The organism is Amycolatopsis sp. lyj-84, assembly GCF_046549075.1.
Classification (GTDB): Bacteria; Actinomycetota; Actinomycetes; order Mycobacteriales; family Pseudonocardiaceae; genus Amycolatopsis.
This window is the reverse complement of record NZ_JAJPWO010000001.1, coordinates 888,778-905,537: the sequence shown is the minus strand read 5'-3', so window position 1 is coordinate 905,537 and position 16,760 is coordinate 888,778. Positions and strand designations below refer to the sequence as shown.

At 68.9% G+C, this 16,760-nt stretch carries 14 protein-coding genes; 11 read left to right on the top strand and 3 right to left on the bottom strand.

The features are described 5' to 3' along the window. Positions 1–4: 4 nt before the first annotated feature. The gene (locus ACLJRM_RS04450) at positions 5–991 is read left to right on the top strand and encodes a PQQ-dependent sugar dehydrogenase (protein WP_101610329.1); all 987 of its coding nucleotides are present in this window, start codon (positions 5–7) and stop codon (positions 989–991) included. 63 nt (positions 992–1,054) lie between these two features. On the opposite strand, the gene ACLJRM_RS04445 is transcribed toward ACLJRM_RS04450, so the two are convergent. After that, entirely contained in the window at positions 1,055–2,431 is a 1,377-nt protein-coding gene (locus tag ACLJRM_RS04445; protein ID WP_410662439.1) for a WS/DGAT/MGAT family O-acyltransferase, read from the bottom strand. A 96-nt stretch (positions 2,432–2,527) separates the two neighbouring features. Between ACLJRM_RS04445 and ACLJRM_RS04440 the strand changes: the two genes are divergently transcribed. From ACLJRM_RS04440 to ACLJRM_RS04405, 8 genes are all read left to right on the top strand, one after another. After that, complete coding sequence (locus ACLJRM_RS04440) at positions 2,528–3,541, top strand: glutathione S-transferase family protein (RefSeq protein ID WP_410662359.1); 1,014 nt, start codon at positions 2,528–2,530, stop codon at positions 3,539–3,541. Next, positions 3,525–4,682: an NAD(P)/FAD-dependent oxidoreductase gene (locus ACLJRM_RS04435; protein ID WP_101610326.1), complete on the top strand. Its 1,158-nt coding sequence runs from the start codon at positions 3,525–3,527 to the stop codon at positions 4,680–4,682. Before ACLJRM_RS04440 ends, ACLJRM_RS04435 begins: the two co-directional genes overlap by 17 nt. Continuing rightward, entirely contained in the window at positions 4,675–5,301 is a 627-nt protein-coding gene (locus ACLJRM_RS04430; protein ID WP_101610325.1) for a pyridoxamine 5'-phosphate oxidase family protein, read from the top strand. Before ACLJRM_RS04435 ends, ACLJRM_RS04430 begins: the two co-directional genes overlap by 8 nt. A gap of 98 nt (positions 5,302–5,399) precedes the next feature. Further along, positions 5,400–7,031 (top strand): thiamine pyrophosphate-binding protein, encoded by a 1,632-nt coding sequence (locus tag ACLJRM_RS04425; RefSeq protein WP_101610324.1) that lies wholly within the window; start codon positions 5,400–5,402, stop codon positions 7,029–7,031. Further along, complete coding sequence (locus ACLJRM_RS04420) at positions 7,028–9,088, top strand: hydantoinase/oxoprolinase family protein (protein WP_410662358.1); 2,061 nt, start codon at positions 7,028–7,030, stop codon at positions 9,086–9,088. Before ACLJRM_RS04425 ends, ACLJRM_RS04420 begins: the two co-directional genes overlap by 4 nt. After that, entirely contained in the window at positions 9,085–10,797 is a 1,713-nt protein-coding gene (locus tag ACLJRM_RS04415) for a hydantoinase B/oxoprolinase family protein (RefSeq protein ID WP_410662357.1), read from the top strand. Before ACLJRM_RS04420 ends, ACLJRM_RS04415 begins: the two co-directional genes overlap by 4 nt. A gap of 2 nt (positions 10,798–10,799) precedes the next feature. Beyond that, a complete protein-coding gene (locus ACLJRM_RS04410; protein ID WP_168214397.1) occupies positions 10,800–11,585 on the top strand; it encodes an SDR family NAD(P)-dependent oxidoreductase in 786 nt (261 codons plus the stop codon). A gap of 4 nt (positions 11,586–11,589) precedes the next feature. Further along, positions 11,590–12,282: a GntR family transcriptional regulator gene (locus ACLJRM_RS04405; RefSeq protein WP_101610320.1), complete on the top strand. Its 693-nt coding sequence runs from the start codon at positions 11,590–11,592 to the stop codon at positions 12,280–12,282. 72 nt (positions 12,283–12,354) lie between these two features. On the opposite strand, the gene ACLJRM_RS04400 is transcribed toward ACLJRM_RS04405, so the two are convergent. After that, positions 12,355–14,304 (bottom strand): NPCBM/NEW2 domain-containing protein, encoded by a 1,950-nt coding sequence (locus ACLJRM_RS04400; protein WP_410662356.1) that lies wholly within the window; start codon positions 14,302–14,304, stop codon positions 12,355–12,357. Positions 14,305–14,520: 216 nt separating this feature from the next. Here ACLJRM_RS04400 and ACLJRM_RS04395 point away from each other — a divergent pair, with 216 nt between their 5' ends. Then, positions 14,521–15,792, top strand: coding sequence for an aspartate aminotransferase family protein (locus ACLJRM_RS04395; protein ID WP_410662355.1), 1,272 nt, complete (start codon positions 14,521–14,523; stop codon positions 15,790–15,792). Between the two features lie 26 nt (positions 15,793–15,818). Further along, positions 15,819–16,256, top strand: a complete 438-nt coding sequence (locus ACLJRM_RS04390) for a PPOX class F420-dependent oxidoreductase (RefSeq protein WP_101610318.1) — start codon at positions 15,819–15,821, stop codon at positions 16,254–16,256. 294 nt (positions 16,257–16,550) lie between these two features. On the opposite strand, the gene ACLJRM_RS04385 is transcribed toward ACLJRM_RS04390, so the two are convergent. Then, positions 16,551–16,745, bottom strand: coding sequence for a hypothetical protein (locus ACLJRM_RS04385; RefSeq protein WP_101610317.1), 195 nt, complete (start codon positions 16,743–16,745; stop codon positions 16,551–16,553). Positions 16,746–16,760: the final 15 nt, after the last annotated feature.

Here is a 16,760-nt window from a genome sequence, read left to right as displayed (position 1 = left end):
TCCCATGTCCTTACGTCGTACTCTCGCCGCCACGTTCGCGGCCGCGACGGCCGTGTCGATCGCGGCAGTCCCGGCGGCCGCCGCCGAAGTGCCGTCCATCCAGGCGATCAGACAGCTCGCCGGTGGTCTCAACCAGGCCTGGTCGATCGACTTCCTGCCCGACGGCACGGGTCTTTTCACGCAGAAGGACGCCAAGACGATCAGCCGGATCGACAAGGCGGGCAAGGTCACCACGGTCCAGACCATCCCCGGGGTGAGCGTCACCGCGGAGGCAGGCCTGCTCGGCATCGCGGTCTCGCCGAAGTACGCCACGGACGAGACGGTCTTCATCTACTACACGACCAGTTCCGACAACCGCATCGCCAAGCTGAAGCTGGGCCAGGCGCCGACACCGATCGTCACCGGTATCCCGCGTGGCTCGCAGTATCACCACGGCGGGCGGATCAGGTTCGGCCCCGACGGTTACCTCTACGCGGGTACCGGCGACGGCCAGAACGGCGCCAACGCGCAGAACAAGAACTCGCTCGGCGGCAAGGTCCTTCGCGTCACCACCGACGGCGCCGCCGCACCCGGTAACCCGTTCAACAGCCGCGTCTACTCCTACGGCCACCGCAACGTCCAGGGCCTGACCTGGGCGAACGGGCAGCTGTACATCTCCGACATCGGCAACAACAAGCTCGACGAGCTGAACAAGATCGACCCCGGGAAGAACTACGGCTGGCCGACCTGCGAGGGCCCGTGCAACACGGCGGGGATGACCAACCCGGTCAAGGCCTGGCCGACGGCTTCGGCGACGCCGAGCGGGCTGGCGGCCTACAAGGGCTCGCTGTACATGGCCTCCCTCAAGGGCGGCACGTACAAGCTCGACCTGAACGGCAACGGCGGCAAGCTCTGGACCAACCTCGGCCGCACCCGTGACGCCACCGCCGGACCCGACGGCCAGCTCTACACGATCACACCGGGCGCCATCTACGTCTCCGACGGCAGCTAGCGCCGGCGCGTTTAGTCCTCTGGTTGCGGTGGACAACCGCAACCAGAGGACTAAACGCGGGAGTCAGCTGCGCCCGACGGACGCCGCGTGCTCTAGTTCCGCGAGCGCGGTGTCCAGGTGCGTCAGGATGCGCTGCAGATGCGGGACGCTGCGACGGCAACCGGTGATGCCGAAGTCCAGGTTGTCCCCGTTGCTGGTCAGCGTGATGTTCAGCGCCTGCCCGTCGAGCAGCACCGACGCCGGGTAGATGCCGTCGAGCGACGCGCCGTTCCAGTACATCTGCTTGCGCGGCCCCGGCACATTGGAGATCACCAGGTTGAACGGCGGTTTCGTGTTGTTCACGATGCCGGGGATCGGGGACACGCCGAGCTGGGCGACGTTGATCCCGGACAGCAGGAGCGTCTGCAGCGGGGTCAGCTCCGAGAACAGCTTCTTCCCGTTGCGCATGGACGCGTTGATCGCCGTGAGCCGCGCGGCGGGGTCGGCCAGGTCGGTGGCGAGGTTGCACAGCAGCGCGCCGATGTTGTTCCCCGCCGCGTCCCCACTGTCCTTGCGCCGCAAGGAAACCGGGACCATCGCGGTCAGCGGGGCGTCGGGCAATGCGTTCTGTTCCATCAGGTAGTCCCGCAGCGCGCCCGAGCACATCGCGAGGACGACGTCGTTGCGTGACACCCCGGCGGCGGTCGCGACCTTGCGCACGCGGTCCAGCGACCACGACTGCGCGGCGAATCGCCGTGCCCCGCCGATCGGGACGTTCAGCATCGTCTTCGGCGCCTGCGCCGGCAGCGTGAGCGTGTGCTCCTGGAACGCCTCCCGCGCCACCTTCATCGCGGCGGGCGCGATGCCGGCGAGCTGGTTGAACGTCTTCCCCATGGTCTGGAGCACCGAGGGTGACGCCTTGCCGTTGCGCCCGTCGTCCGGTTTGGCCCGGCGGCCCCACGGCGGCGGGCAGTCGAGGTCGTTCGGGTCGTCCGACAGCGTGCCCTGCAGATGCCTCAGCGCCGAAACGCCGTCCATCAGCGCGTGGTGGATCTTGCTGTAGATCGCGAACCGGCCGTCCTGCAGGCCCTCGACCAGGTGGATCTCCCACAGCGGCCGGTGCCGGTCGAGCAGGGTGCTGTGCCAGCGCCCGGTCAGTTCCAGCAGCTCGCGGATCCGGCCGGGCTGGGGCAGCGCCGAATGCCGGAAGTGGTAATCGAGTTCGAGGTCGACGTCCGTCGCCCAGGCGATGTGCCCGGCGGTGTTGACCGGCCGGGCGGGACGCCGCCGGAACACCGAGCGCATGTTGTCGGAATCGAGCAGTTTCCGGCGGATGTCACGCAGGTAGTCGGGTCCGGCGTCCTCGGGTTTCTTGAACAGCTGAAGTCCGCCGACGTGCATCGGATGTTCGCGCGTTTCCACGAGAAGGAACATCGAGTCGGTCACGGGCATGAACGGCATCGTCGGGACCACCTTCCGCGCGGCGGCGTGCGAGCACGCCGGGTGCCAGAGTCTACGCACACCGAAACCACCCTCTCACGCTTTAGGGTGGCTCACATGACGATCCCGACCGATCCGAAGACGGGTGAGTTCCGTCGGTCCGCCAACCATTTCGACGCGCGAGTCACCGCGGACGGCCGCGACGGCTGGCCGGTGGAGGCGGGGAGGTACCGGCTGGTGGTCAGCCGGGCCTGTCCCTGGGCGAGCCGGGGACTGGTCGTCCGGCGGCTGCTCGGCCTCGAGTCCGCGCTGAGCGTCGCCGTCGCCGATCCGATCCAGGACGACAAGAGCTGGCGGTTCACCCTCGATCCCGATGACCGGGACCCGGTGCTGGGCATCGAGTACCTGGCCGAGGCCTATCACGCGGCCGATCCGCACTACATGGGCGGGATCAGCGTTCCGGCCATTGTGGACATTCCGAGCAGGCGGCTGGTGAGCAACGACTATCCGCGGATCACGCTCGATCTTTCCACCGAATGGACCAGTCTCCACCGGCCCGGCGCGCCCGACCTCTATCCCGAGCGGCTGCGCGACGAGATCGACGACGTCAACGTAGGGGTCTTCGCCGACGTCAACGCCGCCGTCTACCAGGCCGGTTTCGCGACCAGGCAGCGTGCGTACGAGGACGCGTACACCCGGCTCTTCGCCATGCTGGACGCGCTTTCCGAGCGGCTCGAAAACCAGCGTTACCTCGTCGGCGACACGATCACCGAAGCGGACATCCGGTTGTTCACCACGCTCGTCCGCTTCGATCCGGTCTATCACGGGCATTTCAAGTGCAACCGGGACAAACTGACCGAACTGCCGGTGCTGTGGGCCTATGCCCGCGACCTCTTCCAAACACCGGGCTTCGGTGACACCGTCGATTTCGACCACATCAAGCGGCACTACTACGGGGTGCACGAGCAGGTGAACCCGACGCGGATCGTCCCGATGGGACCGGACCTGTCCGGCTGGACGACCCCGCATCACCGGGAGCAGCTGGGCGGGCGCCCGTTCGGCGACGGCACGCCGCCGGGACCGCCGCCCGAGGACGAACGGATCGAGGCCACGGATGGAGTCACTTCCTGAACGTACCGACGTCGTCGTGATCGGCGGCGGCATCATCGGGGTCAGCTGCGCGTACCGGCTCGCCGCGGCCGGGGTCTCGGTGCTGCTCCTCGAACGCGACAGCCTGGGCGCGGGCTCGACGGGGAAGGCGGCGGGCGGGATCCGGTCGTCGTTCACCACGCACGTCAACATCGAGATCGGGCTGCGCGGGCTGGCCGAGTACGCCTCGTTCGCCGAGACGTACGGCGCCGAGATCGACTTCCGCCGCGACGGCTACCTGTACCTGGTCACCGATCCCGCGGATCTGCCCGAGTTCGAACGCTGCGCCGAACTGCAGAACTCCTACGGCGTCCGAAGCCGTCTCGTCGAGCCGGCCGAAGCGCGACGGTTCTCCCCGATGATCGACACCGAAGGCGTGATCGCGGCGCTGTGGTCGCCGGACGACGCCAAGGCCACGCCGGACTCCGCGGTCCAGGGCTACGCGCGGGCGGCCCGCGGGCACGGCGCGGTGCTGAAGACCGGTGTCGAGGTCGTCGGGATCGAACGCGACGGGGACGAGATCACCGGTGTCCGGACCGGCGACGGTCTCGTCCGGACGGACGCGGTGGTCTGCGCGGCGGGCGCGTGGTCGGGACGGATCGGCGAGTTCGCCGGTGTCGAGCTCCCGGTGCGGCCGTTCCGGCGGCAGGTGGTGTTCACCGGCCCGGTCGCGGGCCTGCCCGAATCCGTGCCGCTGACCATCGAGATGCCGTCGGCCTTCTACTTCCACCGCGAGGGGCTCGGGCTGGCGATGTCCTTCTGCGACGGTGACGGCGACCCCGGTTTCGACACCCGGTATCAGCCGGGCGACTGGTTGCCGAAGCTCGCCGAGATCGCCGCGAGGCGGGTGCCGGCCGTGCTCGAAGCGGGGATCCGCAGCGGCTGGGCCGGCCTGTACGAGGTCACCCCCGACCGCAACCAGATCGTGGGGGAAAGCGTCCAGGTATCGCGGTTCTTCTACGCGACCGGATTTTCGGGACACGGGTTCCAGATGGGCCCGGCCGTGGGGGAGCTCGTGCGGGACCTCTACCTGGGGCGGGTCCCGGCCATCGACATCACCGGGCTCGACGTCCGCCGGTTCGCCGGCGACCGGGCCGCGACGAGGGAGCACAACATTGTCTGACGGGTTCATCGAGGTCACCAGCGAGGCGGAGCTGCGGGAGATCCTGCCGCCGCCGCTGGAGCGGACGGCGAACAAGGCGCGGCCCGCGCTCCACGAGATGGACCGGCGATGGCTGGCGGAGTCGCCGTTCGTGCTGATCGCGACGTCGGCGGCGGACGGCACCTGCGACGTCTCGCCGAAGGGCGACCCCGCCGGGTTCACACTGGTACTGGACGACACGCGGATCGCGATCCCGGAGCGTCCCGGCAACCGCCGCGCGGACGGGTTCCGCAACGTGCTGTCGAACCCGCACGTCGGGCTGATCTACCTGATCCCCGGCCGCGGCGACACGCTGCGGATCAATGGCCGGGCGCGCCTGGTGCGGGAGGCGCCGTTCTTCGACGACATGATCGTGCGGGGCAACCGGCCGCGGCTCGCGCTGGTGGTCGACATCGACGAGATCTTCCACCACTGCCAGAAGGCGTTCATGCGGTCGAAGCTCTGGTCGCCCGAGAGCTGGACACCCGGCGCGATGCCGTCGAGGGCGGTCATCTCGAAGACCTTCGAGCGGCCGGAGGACAGCATCGCCGAGCTCGAGGCGTACTACGAGCCGAGCAAGTACTCGGCCGGTCTGTACTGACCTCGTGAGTGGTAAGGATGGTTCTAACCGTCCGTGCCGCTCACGAGGCAGGAGGTCACGGTTGCTGGATCGTTGAACGATCTGGCACTATCGGCGGGGTGCCTGCACCCACCGGAGCCCAGCATCTCGCCGACGCGCTGACCGCTCTGGGGACCGAAGTCGTCTTCGGTCTCCCCGGGGTGCACAACCTGCCGTTATGGGAGGCGCTGGCCGATTCGGACATCCGGCTCATCGGGGTCCGGCACGAGCAGACGGCCGGGTACGCGGCCGACGGGTACGCCCGCGCGACCGGGAAACTGGGCGTCGCCATGGTGACCACGGGACCCGGCGCGGCGAACACGCTCGCCGCCGTCGGCGAGGCCATGGCGTCGGCCGCGCCGATGCTCGTCATCGCGACCGACATCCCGTCCACGCTGCGGCGGCCCGGCGTGGTCCGCGGCGTGTTGCACGAGACGTCGGATCAGCAGGCGATGTTCGCGCCGGTCACCAAGGCCGGGTTCACCGTCACGAGCGCCGACCAGGTCGCCGCCACCCTGCACCGCGCGGCCCGCCTCGCGCTCCAGCCGCAGAGCGGTCCGGTCTACCTCGGCATCCCCACCGACTTCCTGTCCGAGCGGACGCCCGCCCGCCGTCCGCCGAGGTCGCACGCCCGGCCGTCCGAGATCCCGGATCTCTCCGAGGCCGAGGCCCTGTTGGCCACCGCCGCCCGGCCGCTGATCTGGGCGGGAGGCGGCGCGCTGCGCGCCGGGGCCGGTGAGGCGATCGGCAAACTCGCCGAGAGGCTGGCCGCTCCGGTGCTCACCACCTTCGGCGCTCGCGGGCTCCTGTCGGTCGACCACCCCTGTCTCGCCCCGAACCCGGTGCACGCGCCCGAGGTCGGCGCGCTGTGGGACGAGGCCGACGTCGTCCTCGCCATCGGCACCGACTTCGACGGGCTGATGACGCAGAACTGGCTGATGCCGCAGCCGAAGAAGCTCATCGCGATCAACGTCGACCCGGACGACGCGGCCAAGAACTACCAGCCGGACATCACGCTGGTCGGCGACGCCCGGGTGCTCACCGAGGCGCTGAAAGTCGAGGAACGGCCGGGTATCGCGGCGCTCGTCGGCAGGCTAGCCAAGGTCTCCGCCCGGGTCCGGCGGCGGATCAAGGAAGAAGAGCCGCAGGCCGCGGACCTTCTGTCCACTTTGGACGAAGTGCTGCCGCAGGACGCCGTCGTGGTCGCGGACATGTGCGTCGCCGGGTACTGGATCGGCGGATTCCACCGCGTCCGCGCCCCGCGCAAGCTCGCGTATCCGATGGGCTGGGGCACCCTCGGCTACGGCTTCCCCGCCGCGCTCGGCGCCGGTGCCGCGGGCACCGGCCGCGCGATCTGCGTCAGCGGTGACGGCGGATTCCTGTTCGGCTGCGGTGACCTCGCCACGCTGGCGCAGGAACAGTTGCCGGTCACGGTGATCATCGTCGACGACGGCGGGTACGGAATGCTCCGCTACGACCAGGATCGCGCGGGCCTGCCGCGCCGGGGCGTCGACTGGGACAGCCCCGATTTCGTCGGTCTCGCCCGGTCCTTCGGGGTGCACGCGGACCGCGTCTCCGGGTTCGGGCGCGCGTTCCGCCGGTTGCTCGGCGAGTTCGTCGAGTCCGACGAGCCGAACGTGCTGGTCGTCCGCGCGAAGATGGCGCCGCCGCTCAACACGTCTCCGCGTTGGTATCGCAAGGGTTCTTCGTGACCGGGCTTCGCGTCGGCGTGGACATCGGCGGCACGTTCACCGATCTCTGCGTGCTCGACGAAACCGGTGTCGTCGCCGTCGGCAAGGTCCTGACGACGCACGACGAGCCCGCTCGTGCCGTCGAGGAAGGTCTGAGGAGGACACTCGCCGACGCGGGGCTGGAGGCGGCCGACGTCGAGCAGTTCGTGCACGGCACCACGCTGGTCACGAACGCGCTGATCGAACGCAAGGGATCGCGGACCGCGCTGCTGGCGACCGCCGGTTTCCGTGACGTGCTGGAGATGCGGCGCGAACATCGGTACGAACTGTACGACCTGCTCATCGAGCTCCCCGACCCGCTGGTCCCGCGACACCTGCGGTTCGACGTCCCCGAGCGGATCCTCGCCGACGGAACCGTCCACACAGGACTGGACGAGGAGTACGTCGCCCGCCTCGGCCGCGAGCTCGACGCCCGCGGGATCGACGCGGTCGCGATCTGTTTCCTGCACGCCTTCACGAATCCCGCGCACGAACGGCGGGCCGCCGAGATACTCCAGGACGTCGCGCCGAGGCTGCGGGTCGCGTTGTCCAGCGAGGTCGTCCCGGAGATCCGCGAGTTCGAACGCGCGTCCACCACGGTCGCGAACGTGTACGTCCAGGACCTCACCGAACGCTATCTGCGTGATCTGGAACGGCGCCTGCACGCGGCCGGGGTCCGGCCGTCGCCGCACATCATGCTGTCCAACGGCGGGATCGCGACCGTCGACACGGCCGCGCGCTATCCGATCCGCATCCTCGAATCCGGCCCGGCCGGTGGGGCGCTGGCCGCGTCCGCGATCGGTTCCGCGGCCGGTGTCGAGGATCTGCTGGCCTTCGACATGGGCGGCACGACGGCGAAACTGTGCATGATCTCCGGCGGCTCGCCGTTGGTGACGCACGAGTTCGAGGTCGACCGGAAGTACCGGCTGCTGCCGGGGTCGGGGCTGCCGGTCAGGGTCCCGGTCACCGACATGATCGAAATCGGGGTCGGCGGCGGCTCGATCGCCCGCATCGACGCACTCGGCCTGCTGACCGTCGGCCCGGATTCGGCGGGGTCCGAACCCGGCCCGGTCTGCTACGGGCGAGGCGGCACCGAACCGACCGTGACCGACGCCGACCTCGTGCTCGGCTATCTGGATCCCGGCTACTTCCTCGGTGGCGGAATGACTTTGGACGCCGAGGGCGCGCGCGAGGCGATCCGTTCGAAGATCGCCGGACCGCTCGGCGTCAGTGTCGAAGAGGCCGCCTGGGGTATTCACACGAGCGTCAACGAGGACATGGCCAACGCCGCCCGCGTCCACGCCGTCGAGCGTGGCAAGGATCCGGCGAAGCTGCCGATGTTCACTTTCGGTGGCGCCGGGCCGGTGCACGGCGTCGGCGTGGCGCGGGCGCTCGGCGCGCCCGAGGTGGTCGCCCCGCCCGCCGCCGGAGTGCTGAGCGCGGCGGGATTCCTGACCGCGCCGCTGGCCTTCGACTTCGTGCGCTCGGCGCGCTCGGCGGTCCTCGATCTCTCATGGGAACAGGTCGACGAGCTGTTCGCCGAGATGGAGACCGAGGGCGGGGAACTGCTGGAGAAGTCCGGTGTGGACGGTGCGAAGGTGACGCATCGCAGGATCGCCGAGATGCGGTATTCCGGGCAGGGCTACGAGATCCGCGTGCCGGTCGAACCGGGGAACTGGCCGGAGTCGCTGGTCGACGCGTTCACCGGGACCTATCGGACGCTGTACCGGCGGACCGGGCCGGACGTCGCGATCGAGGTGCTCAACTGGCGGGTCGTTTCCAGCGGTCCGGTACCCGAGGTCGCCTTGAAACTCGCGGGTGCGGTGGCCGAAGGCGACGCGCGCAAGGGGAGTCGTCCGGCGTACTTTCCCGCCGAAGGTGGATTTGTCGACACGGCGGTGTTCGACCGGTACCGGCTCAAGCCGGGTGACCGTGTCGAGGGCCCGGCCATCGTCGAGGAGCGCGAGTCCACCGTGGTCGTTCCGCCCGGCGCTCACTGCGTGGTCGGCGAAGACGCCAGCCTGGTGGTGACGGTATGAGCGTCGACCCGATCCTCGTGGGAGTGCTGGGAAACCGGCTGCATTCGATCCTCGCGGAGCAGCAGAACGCGCTCGTCAACACCGCGTTCTCCTCCGTGGTGCGGGAATCGCTCGATCTCGCCTGCGCGGTGTTCGACTCGCGCGGCGAGATGATCGGCCAGTCCGTCGGCGGGACCCCCGGCCACATCAACGCGATGGCGACCGGGATGCACCATTTCGTCGCCGCGTACCCGCCGGAGACCCTCGCGCCAGGCGACGTCCTGCTCACCAACGACCCGTGGCAGACGGCGGGGCAGATCAACGACATCACCGTCGCCACACCGGTGTTCCTGCGGGGACGGCTGGTCGCGTGGTTCGCTTCCTGCTGCCATGCCCCGGACATCGGCGGACGGCTGGTTTCGGCCGAGGCCAACGAGGTCTTCGAAGAGGGCCTCCGGCTGCCGATCATGAAGTTCCTCCGCGCGGGCGAGGTCAACGCGGATCTCGAACTGCTGATCCGCGCGAACGTCCGCACCCCGGAGGAGACCCTCGGCGATCTGTACGCCCAGGTCACCGGGAACGAGGTCGGCGCCGCCAGTCTGGTGCGGCTGCTGGAAGAATTCGAGCTGGACTCGCTCGACGACGTCGCCGCCGAGATCATGAACCGCTCCGAGCGGGCGTTGCGGGACGCGCTGGCGAAACTGCCGGACGGCAGGTACACCAGCGAACTGGTGACCGACGGATTCGACGACGAAGAGGTCGTCCTCAAGGTCACCGTGACCATCGACGGCGACGAGATCCACCTCGACTTCGGAGGATCCTCGCCGCAGAGTCGTCGCGGGATCAACGTCGTCCTCAACTACACCCGTGCGTACGCCTCGTTCGCGGTCAAGGCGGCCATTTCCCCCGAGGTGCCGCACAACGCGGGCTCGTTCCGTCCGGTGCACGTCACCGCTCCCGAGGGTTCGGTGCTCAACTGCGCGCCGCCCGCGCCGGTCGCGTCCCGGCATCTGATCGGGCACTTCCTGCCGTCACTGCTGATCACCGCGCTGCACGAGGCGTTGCCGGGCAACACTTTGGCGCACAGCGCGGACGCGCTGTGGATGACGATCTGGCGCGGGACCGAAGCCGGGGGCGGCGAGTTCATGCTCAACGTCTTCCAGACCGGCGGGATCGGCGCGAGGTCCACAAAGGACGGCCTCAGCACGACGGGATTCCCGAGCGGGCTGCGGTCCACGCCGACGGAGGTCATCGAGACGATGGCGCCGCTGGTCCAGCGCGAACGAGTGCTGCGAGTGGACTCCGGAGGCGCCGGACGGCGGCGCGGCGGCCTCGGCCAGCGCACGTCGATGGCGGCGCGCGGCGAGATTTCCTGGAGTGTCAACGGGAACATCGACCGGGTGCGCCGACCGGCGTCCGGTGTGGACTCGGGACACGAGGGGGCCGTCGGCCGGTTCACCCTTTCCGGTGGCGCGGACCTGCCGTCGAAGAGCCGGGTGAACCTGCGGCCGGACGACGTCGTGGACGTGATCCTGCCCGGCGGCGGCGGATACGGCGACCCGTGCGAACGGGAGCCGGAGGCGGTACTCGCCGACGTCGTCGATGGTTACGTCTCGGTGGAAGCGGCGCGCGAACTGTACGGCGTCGAGGTGACGTATCACGGGGAACCGGGGGCTTTGGTGCGGCTTCCGGAGGACTACACAGCGGTTTCGTCGAGAGGGAAGAGATGAGCATGGGTCGGCTGGCCGGCAAGGTCGCGGTGGTCTTCGGCGGCGCGAGGGGCATCGGTCTCGCCACCGTGAAGGAGTTCGTCGCCGAGGGGGCGACCGTGTTCTCCAGTGACATCCGCGAGCCCGCCGAGGCCGTCGAAGGCGCCGGGCACTCCCTTGTGGACGCCACCGACGAGGGACAGGTCGACGAGTTCGTGCGCGGGGTGCTGGCCGAAACCGGCCGGATCGACGTGCTGTTCAACAACGTCGGCATCCACCTCGGGAAGCCCCTGTCCGACACCACGCTGGCGGAATTCGACAACATCTTCGCGCTGAACGTGCGGGCCGCCTTCCTCGGCATCCGGGCGGTGCTGCCGCACATGATCGCGGGCAAGGCGGGCAGCATCATCACGACGTCGTCCAACGGCGGCGTGATGGGCCGCCCCGGCGACCCGGTGTACAACGCGACCAAGCACGCGCTGGTCGGTCTGACGAAGTCGATCGCCGTCGCGCACGCGCACCAGGGGATCCGTGCGAACACGGTCAACCCGGGCGCGATCGACACCGACATGCTGCGCGGCACGCTCGCGTCACCGGAAGATTTCGAGGCGAAACAACACCAGTTGACCGCGAGCACGCCCGCCGGGCGGGTCGGCGAGGCGTGGGAGGTCGCGAAGGCGGTCGTCTTCCTGGCGAGCGACGAATCGAGGTTCATCAACGGGGTCGCGCTCCCGATCGACGGCGCCAAGGCCGCCGGTGCCATGCCGGGCAACCGGTACAGTCTCGACTTCGAACTCGGCGTCAGGTAACGCCGTGTCCACCGTGGATGCCGAGGAGACACTTGCCCGCGACAGGCCACTGCTCGAACGAAGCGGGACAGCGGAACGGGTCGCCGAGATCCTCCGCCAGCGCATCACCGAAGGCGTCTTCCCGCCGGGGTCGAGGCTTTCCGAACCGTCGATCAGCGCCGCGCTGGGCGTTTCGCGCAACACCCTGCGGGAGTCGTTCCAGCTGCTGGCGCACGAACGGCTGGCGGTGCACGAACTCAACCGCGGCGTGTTCGTGCGGGAACTGACCGCGCAGGACATCTCGGATCTCTACGTCATGCGGCGGGTCACCGAATGCGGCTCGCTGCGGCGCGCGTCCGAACTGTCCACTGTGGATCTCTCCGCCGTCGCCCTCGCGGTGCGCGAAGGCCGTGCCGCGGCCGGCGAAGGCGACTGGCAGGCCGTCGGGACCGCGAGCATCGCGTTCCATCAGGCGCTCGGTGATCTGGCCGGCAGCGAGCGGGTCAGTACGACGATGCGGCAAGTGCTGGCGGAGACGCGGCTCTTCTTCGTGCTGGCCGAGAACACGCGCGCGTTCTTCGAGCCGTTCCTGGAGCGGCACGAGCGGATCCTGCGGGATCTGGAGCGAGGGCGGTTCGGGCCCGCGGAGACGGCGCTGGAGAAGTACCTGCGGGATGCGGAGAAGCAGCTTCTGGCCGCTTATGACCGGCGGGGTTGAGCCTCGGGGGGTGCAATGAAAGTCCCCTTCATTGCAAAATTTGCAATGAAGGGGACTTTCATTGCACGCGCGTCAGCAGTTCAGAGCGGCACCGGCCCAGTCGGCGTGATCGGAATCGACCCCGTCGCCGCCATCGGTGACGACCAGATCGAGCACCTGCACCCCGCTCAAGGGTACGGAAAGCGTCTGCGCCGCCTGGCCGCGCTTGAGCACGCCGGTGTTCGCCAGCCGCTTGCTGTCACCGAGGACCTCGAACGCCACACTGCCCCCGGCCTTCTCGTCGTCGACGCCGACGGACGAAGCGAACGACGCGCAGCCGCCGCCGAGGTAGAGCCGGACCTTGGACGGCGCGTGGACGCCCAGTCCGTCGTCGTAGGTCACCCCGCCGATGCTCATCTTGTGGCCGTCACCGGCACTCGATTCGCCGTTGCTGGTCCCGCGCTCCACCGGTCCGTAGCCGTTGTCCGCCGTCATGAACGCCGCCTTCGAGAGCGCGTTCGTCCCGGCGGCAGGGGGTTTCACAAGGGGAGCGCTGCCGGTCGTGGACAACGATCGCGCCCCTGATGACGTCCGATAGTCGATCCGCCCGGAGACCTCGACGTGGTCACCGGCGGGAGACGACGGGCGCACGGTCCAGGTGCGCTCCCACGACTTTCCCGGTGCGACAGCGGGAATCCGAACTTCGGTGCCGCCGTCCGGCTTCCAGCCCGCGCCGACGGTGAGCTTCACCCTGCCCTCGCTCAGCGGCGTCCTGCCGTCGTTGAACACCTGCAGTGTCGTGGTGAACGGCTTGTCGGTGGCGGCGTATTCGGGCGACCGCAAGGAAAGTGTCGTATGCGGAGCGGCCTTCGGACGGCTCGACGGCCAGACCCGGAAGACCGCGGAACCGTGACTGGGCAGCCCCGCCCGCAGAATTCCGGCGGACTCGGTCTCGTCGCCGGTCCACAGGTCCCGGACCCGGTAGCCGGACGAGGCCGGGGCGCCGATCTCCTTGGCGGTGGCGGACAGGGTCGACGGCGCGCCGCCGCGATTGAACAGGACGACGACGTTCGAGCCGTCGGACATCGGTTTGGCCCAGACCTCGGTGTCGCCGTCGTCGCGGACCTTGCGTCCCTGCTTGCCGCCCCAATCCTGGTTGACCGCGAGTAGGTCCTTGTTCAGCAGGATCTTCTTGGTCGCGCCGGACATCGAACGCAGGTCGTTGCCCGCCAGCAGCGGGGCGTTGAGCAGCGACCAGAGTGCGAAGTGGGAGCGATATTCCGTGTCGGTCATGCCGCCGTTGCCGACTTCGAGCATGTCCGGGTCGTTCCAGCCACCGGGCCCGGCATAGCCTTCCAGGCCGACCTGCTGGTCGAGGAGGTTCGTCATGCTCGACCAGGTGTCACTGATGTCGCCGGTGGTGCGCCACAGTTGCGCCCCCGCGTCCTTGCCCCATTCCCAGGGCTTGTTCTCGCCCCATTCGCAGAGGGCGTAGACGATCGGGCGGCCGGTCTTCTTCAGTGCCTCGCCCATTTTCGTGTACCGCTCCAGCGCGGGACGGCCCTGGTTGTGGCAGTTGTCGTATTTGAGGTAGTCGACTCCCCAGTCCGCGAACGTCCGCGCGTCGACCTCTTCGTGATCGAGCGAGCCTGGCATGGTCCGCGCGCAGGTTTCCGTGCCCGCGCTGGTGTAGATGCCGAGCTTCAGGCCCTTGCCGTGCACGTAGTCGGCCAGCGCCTTGATGCCGCTGGGAAACCGGGTCCGATGCGGTTCGTACTTCCCGTCGGGGGTGCGGTTCTTCTCGGCCCAGCAGTCGTCGAGGTTGACGTACTGGTAGCCGGCGGCCTTCATCCCCGACGTCACCATCGCGTCGGCGGTTTCCCGGATCAGCTGTTCGGTGATGTCGCAGCCGAACTTGTTCCAGCTGTTCCAGCCCATCGGCGGTGTCGTGACCGGTGGCGGGCTTTCGACGGCCGCCACCGGAACGGCGCAGAGGGCGGTGAGCGTGCAGGCGGCGACGAGCGCGCCAGCGAGACGACCCATAAGTTCCTCCCAGAATGCTCAACTTTGAACAAACTCACTCATCAAACAACAGGATCGGCCAGCGCTGGTCAAGAGCCGTTGGGATGGTGTCGGAAATTCACCGGAGGTTGCGGCGACAGACCGGACAGGTCCGCGGCGCGAACTGTGCACGATGGAGTGTTCGCGTCGCGGCCGGATCCGGGTGAGGATGGGGGCACGGACTCGAGGAGGAAGATCATGGTGTCGTCGGCATCCGCGCACAATCCGCTGTGGCATCCCTTCGCGGACATGGGAGCGGTCGACGGCGACCGGCTGGTCATCGCCCGCGGTGAGGGTTCCTATGTCTGGGACGACGAGGGGAAGCGCTACTTCGACGCGACAGCGTCGCTCTGGTACGCGAACTTCGGCCACGGACGCGAGGAGATCGCGGTGGCCGTCGCGGACCAGCTGCGGACGCTCGATTCGTACAACCTGTTCGGCTACAACGCCAACGAGCCCGCGCTGAGGCTCGCCGAGCGCGTCTCCGCACTGGCGCCGGAACCGGGCTCGAAGGTGTTCTTCGGTTCGGGCGGCGGCGATGTCATCGACACCGCGGTCAAGATCGCCCGGGCGCATTTCGCGCATACCGGCCGCCCGGAGAAGGTGCACGTCATCGGGCGGGTGCAGGGATATCACGGCACGCACGGCTTCGGTACGGCCGTCGGCGGCATCGCGGCCAACGCCACGAACTTCGGGCCGTTGCCGGGCGACATCTCGCACGTGCCCTACGACAGCGCGGAAGCACTCGAAGCGGAGATCCAGCGCGTCGGGCCGGAGCGGGTCGCGGCGTTCTTCTGCGAACCGGTGATCGGCGCGGGCGGGGTTCTGCTGCCGCCGGACGGGTACATCGAGGCGGTCGCCGGGATCTGCCGCAAGCACGGCGTGCTGTTCGTCGCCGACTGTGTGATCGCCGCGTTCGGGCGGCTGGGGACCTGGTTCGGGATCGACCGGTGGGACGTGAAGCCCGACATGATCACCACCGCGAAGGGCATCACCGGCGGGACGATCCCGCTGGGCGCGCTGATCGTCGCGCCGCGGGTGGCCGAGCCGTTCTTCACCGGGAAACCGGGCGCGCCGGTGCTGCGGCACGGTGCGACCTACGCGGGGCATCCGGTCGCCTGCGCCGCGGGAAACGCGACACTGGACATCTACGAGCGCGACGGGCTCATCCCGCGCGGGCGGGAGCTGGAGAAGCCGCTGGCGGACGCGCTTTCCGGGCTGGCTTCGCATCCGCTGGTCGCGGAGGTCCGGGCCGGGCTGGGGTTCCTCGGCGCGGTGGAGCTCAAGGCCGACTTCCTCGCGTCCGACGCCGGCGCGCCGAACCGGTTGCAGAGGACTGCGCGAGACGAGGGCGTCCTCGTGCGGAACCTGGCCAAGGGGATCGCGGTCTCGCCGCCGCTGATCGCCGGGGAAGCCGAACTGGACCTGCTCACCACGGCTCTGCCACGCGCGCTGGACCGGCTCGTCTAGGCACGCGACTTCACCGGGAGGGCCGTATGGCCGAGTTGAGCGAGCAGGTCCGTGACCGGGTCGCGGCGCCGAACTTCTGGCATCTGGCCACGGTGAACCGGGACGGTTCGCCCCAGGTGTCGCCCATGTGGATCGACGTCGAAGGCGACCACATCGTGTTCAACACCGCCGTCGGCCGGGTGAAGGAAGAGAACCTGCGCCGCGATCCGCGCGTGTCGCTGTCGTGCGTGGACGCGGAGAATCCCTACGACCGGGTCGTGATCCACGGCCGGGCCGTCGAGTTCGTCGAGGGTGACGAGGCGGACCGCTGCATGGACCGGCTGGCGAAGAAGTACGTCGGAACCGATCACTACGAATGGCGGATTCCGGGGGAACGGCGGGTCAAGATCCTGGTCGAGCCGGACCGGGTTCGGCACGTCGTCGGGGTCGAGCCCTTCCGGCGGGGGATCCTGCCGGAGGCCTGAGGTGGGGCCGCGCAAGTCCGTGAAGGACTCCTTGAGGGACCCAGGGTCCCTCAAGGTCCCCTCACCAGATCCGGAGGCTCACCCGCCACGACGATGCCGCGTGAAGGCCCCTTCACTGCGTCTAGCGCAATGAAGGGGACTTTCATAGCAAAATTCGCTATGAAAGTCCCCTTCATGTCACGCCTCGCGACGTGCACGAGGGCTCGCGCTCGGTCATGAAGGGCCCGCCTCAGCAGAGGCGGAGTTCGTCGCCCCCGTTGTCCGCGGTGGTGATCCAGGCGAACGGTCCGGGTGTCACCTGGAGGTCATCCGCCATACCGGCACATGGACCACCCGTCCCGACATTTCCGGGAGCTCATACCCACTGACCACGGTGAACCGCCATTTGTCGACCCCGCCGCCGATGATCTCGGCGTAGCGGCGGGCGCCGTCCGCGTTGGCGAAGCGCACCTGCTGGCCGTTGGTGAGATGGGTGATCTTGACCGCCATCCGTGTCTCCTCTGC

Bases quoted from the DNA above. Each gene is read 5' to 3' on its own strand.
- ACLJRM_RS04450 (WP_101610329.1), top strand. From the start codon at position 5: ATGTCCTTACGTCGTACTCTCGCCGCCACGTTCGCGGCCGCGACGGCC.
- ACLJRM_RS04445 (WP_410662439.1), bottom strand. From the start codon at position 2,431: ATGCCGTTCATGCCCGTGACCGACTCGATGTTCCTTCTCGTGGAAACG.
- ACLJRM_RS04440 (WP_410662359.1), top strand. From the start codon at position 2,528: ATGACGATCCCGACCGATCCGAAGACGGGTGAGTTCCGTCGGTCCGCC.
- ACLJRM_RS04435 (WP_101610326.1), top strand. From the start codon at position 3,525: ATGGAGTCACTTCCTGAACGTACCGACGTCGTCGTGATCGGCGGCGGC.
- ACLJRM_RS04415 (WP_410662357.1), top strand. From the start codon at position 9,085: ATGAGCGTCGACCCGATCCTCGTGGGAGTGCTGGGAAACCGGCTGCAT.
- ACLJRM_RS04410 (WP_168214397.1), top strand. From the start codon at position 10,800: ATGGGTCGGCTGGCCGGCAAGGTCGCGGTGGTCTTCGGCGGCGCGAGG.
- ACLJRM_RS04400 (WP_410662356.1), bottom strand. From the start codon at position 14,304: ATGGGTCGTCTCGCTGGCGCGCTCGTCGCCGCCTGCACGCTCACCGCC.
- ACLJRM_RS04395 (WP_410662355.1), top strand. From the start codon at position 14,521: ATGGTGTCGTCGGCATCCGCGCACAATCCGCTGTGGCATCCCTTCGCG.
- ACLJRM_RS04390 (WP_101610318.1), top strand. From the start codon at position 15,819: ATGGCCGAGTTGAGCGAGCAGGTCCGTGACCGGGTCGCGGCGCCGAAC.
- ACLJRM_RS04385 (WP_101610317.1), bottom strand. From the start codon at position 16,745: ATGGCGGTCAAGATCACCCATCTCACCAACGGCCAGCAGGTGCGCTTC.